Annotated in this window: 2 protein-coding genes; both read left to right on the forward strand. The window is 67.1% G+C overall.

What is annotated here, in order from left to right:
* Positions 1-109: 109 nt before the first annotated feature.
* Entirely contained in the window at positions 110-1,609 is a 1,500-nt protein-coding gene (gene istA, locus ACWGRX_RS26805) for an IS21 family transposase (protein WP_054211493.1), read from the forward strand.
* Positions 1,606-2,469 carry an IS21-like element helper ATPase IstB gene (gene istB / locus ACWGRX_RS26810; protein ID WP_054211492.1) on the forward strand — a complete coding sequence of 288 codons (864 nt, stop codon included), beginning with the start codon at positions 1,606-1,608 and terminating at the stop codon, positions 2,467-2,469. Before istA ends, istB begins: the two co-directional genes overlap by 4 nt.
* Positions 2,470-2,593: the final 124 nt, after the last annotated feature.

Below are 2,593 nucleotides of genomic sequence, written 5' to 3' on the forward strand. Positions count from 1 at the left end.
TGTGCACGGCGGTGAGAAAACCATCCAGTGGAGCGCCGGCGTTTGTGCCGGCGCGGGCGGCGTAAAAGTCGGCCACTGGATAGGCTGACCCCTTTCGGGGTTGGCGGGGATGTTCGCTGTGGAGATTTACGCGGCGGTTCGCGATTTCGTTTTCAACCAGGAGAAGAGCCGGCGGGAAGCGGCTCGCGTGTTCGGGCTGAGCCGCGAGACGGTTGCGAAGATGTGCCGGTTCTCGCTGCCGCCGGGCTACACACGCACGAAGCCGGTCGAGAAGCCGAAGCTGGGTCCGCTTCTGCCGGTGATCGAAGCGATCCTGGAGGCAGATCGGACATCACCGGTGAAGCAGCGTCATACGGCGAAGCGGATCTTCGAGCGCCTTCGTGACGAGCACGGCTTTGCCGGCGGCTACACGGTGGTGAAGGACCATGTGCGGCTCTGCCGGGCGCGGGGCCGGGAGACCTTTGTTCCGCTGGCGCATCCGCCCGGGCACGCCCAGGTCGATTTTGGCGAGGCGACCGCGGTGATTGGCGGTGTGCGGCAGAAGATCCACTTCTTCTGCTTGGACCTGCCACAGTCGGACGGCTGTTTCGTAAAGGCCTATCCACGCGAGACGACGGAAGCGTTCCTGGACGGTCACGTCTCGGCTTTTGGCTTCTTCGGCGGTGTGCCGCTGTCGATCCTCTATGACAACACGCGCATCGCGGTGGCGAAGATCTGCGGCGACGGCCGGCGTGAGCGGACGCGGGCCTTCACCGAGCTGGTGAGCCACTATCTGTTCCGGGATCGGTTCGGGCGCCCGGGCAAGGGCAACGACAAGGGCAAGGTCGAAGGGCTGGTGAAGCATGCCCGCTCGAACTTCCTGACGCCGATCCCGGTGGCGGCAAGCTTCGCCGAACTGAACGTGATGCTGGCAGAGCGCTGCCGCCGGCGGCAGGGCGAGCGGGCCGGTCGGCATGCGAAGACGATTGGCGAACGGCTCGTGGCCGATCTTGAAGCCCTGCGCTCCTTGCCGGCTGTGCCGCTGGAGCCGTGCGAGAAGCGTGGCGGGCGGGTCTCGTCGACGGCGCTGGTCCGCTATCGGTCGAATGACTACTCGGTGCCGACGGCCTATGGCTTCCAGGACGTGGTGGCGAAGGGCTTCGTCGAGGAGGTCGTGATCCTGTGCCGGGGCGAGGAGATCGCCCGGCACCCGCGCAGCTACGGGACCGGCGTGTTCGTCGCCGATCCGCTGCACTATCTGGCGCTGATTGAGAGCAAGCCGAACGCGCTCGACCAGGCGGCGGCGCTCCAGGGCTGGGACCTGCCCGAGACATTCCAGCACCTGCGCCATCTTCTGGAAGCGCGGATGGGCAATCGCGGCAAGCGTGAGTTCATCCAGGTGCTGCGGCTGATGGAGGCCCTTCCGCGCGAGGTCGTGAGCTTTGCCGTGGGCGAGGCCATCCGACTGGGTGCGATCGGCTTCGATGCAGTGAAGCTGATCGCCCTGGCGCGTCTGGAGCGGCGCCCGGCCCGTCTCAACCTGGCGGCCTATCCGCACCTGCCGAAGACGGCAGTGAAGACGACCTCGGCCGCCGATTATGCCGTTCTCCTGCCTGGAGCGGCGGCATGACGGGCCCGGCGAAGGAGGTGATGCCGGCGGGCACCACCGCGGGAACGCCGCAGGTGCTGCTGGCCCATCACCTCAAGCATCTGAAGCTGCCGACGGTCCTGCGCGAATACGACAAGGTCGCGCGGGAATGCGCCCGGGACGGCGTCGATCATCCCCGCTACCTGCTGCGGCTGGTCGAACTCGAACTGATCGACCGGGAACGGCGCATGGTCGAGCGGCGGATCCGGGCGGCGCGGTTCCCGGCGGTGAAGAGCTTCGACACCTTCGACTTCACGGCGATCCCGAGCCTCAACAAGATGCTCGTGCTGGAACTGGCGCGCTGCGGCTACATCCTGCGCCGGGAGAACATCATCGCGCTCGGCAACAGTGGCACGGGCAAGACCCATGTCGCTCTCGCGCTCGGGCTGGCCGCTTGCCAGAAGGGCTTCTCCGTCGCCTTCACCACGGCGGCTTCGCTGGTCAGCCAGCTCCTCGAGGCCCGCGACGAGAAGCGCCTGCTCAGGCTCCAGCGCGAGTTGCAGGCGGTCAAGCTGCTGATCGTTGACGAGCTCGGCTATGTGCCGCTGTCGCCGACCGGCGCCGAGCTTCTGTTCGAGGTCTTCTCGCAGCGCTACGAGCGTGGCTCGACCATCGTCACCTCGAACCTGCCCTTCGAGGACTGGACCTCGGTCCTGGGGTCGGAGCGGCTGACCGGTGCGCTTCTCGACCGGCTGACCCACCACGTCAGCATCCTGGCCATGAACGGCGACAGCTACCGCCTCAGGCAATCCGCCGGCCGTCGCCGCGCCACCGCCGCGGCGGAGCAAAACCAGGCCACCGCCGACGAAGCCGATCCCGAAACCGGCGAGATCATCGCCTGAGCAATCCCGGCAGCGCGATATGGCGAGGGCCCCGATCGGGGCCCTCGCCATATCCGCCGCTCCCCAACGCCAGTGGCCTGCTTTTACTCCGCCACGCTGGCCTGGAATCCGACCGCCGTTGACA

Source organism: Allobosea sp. NPDC055594 (assembly GCF_053618995.1).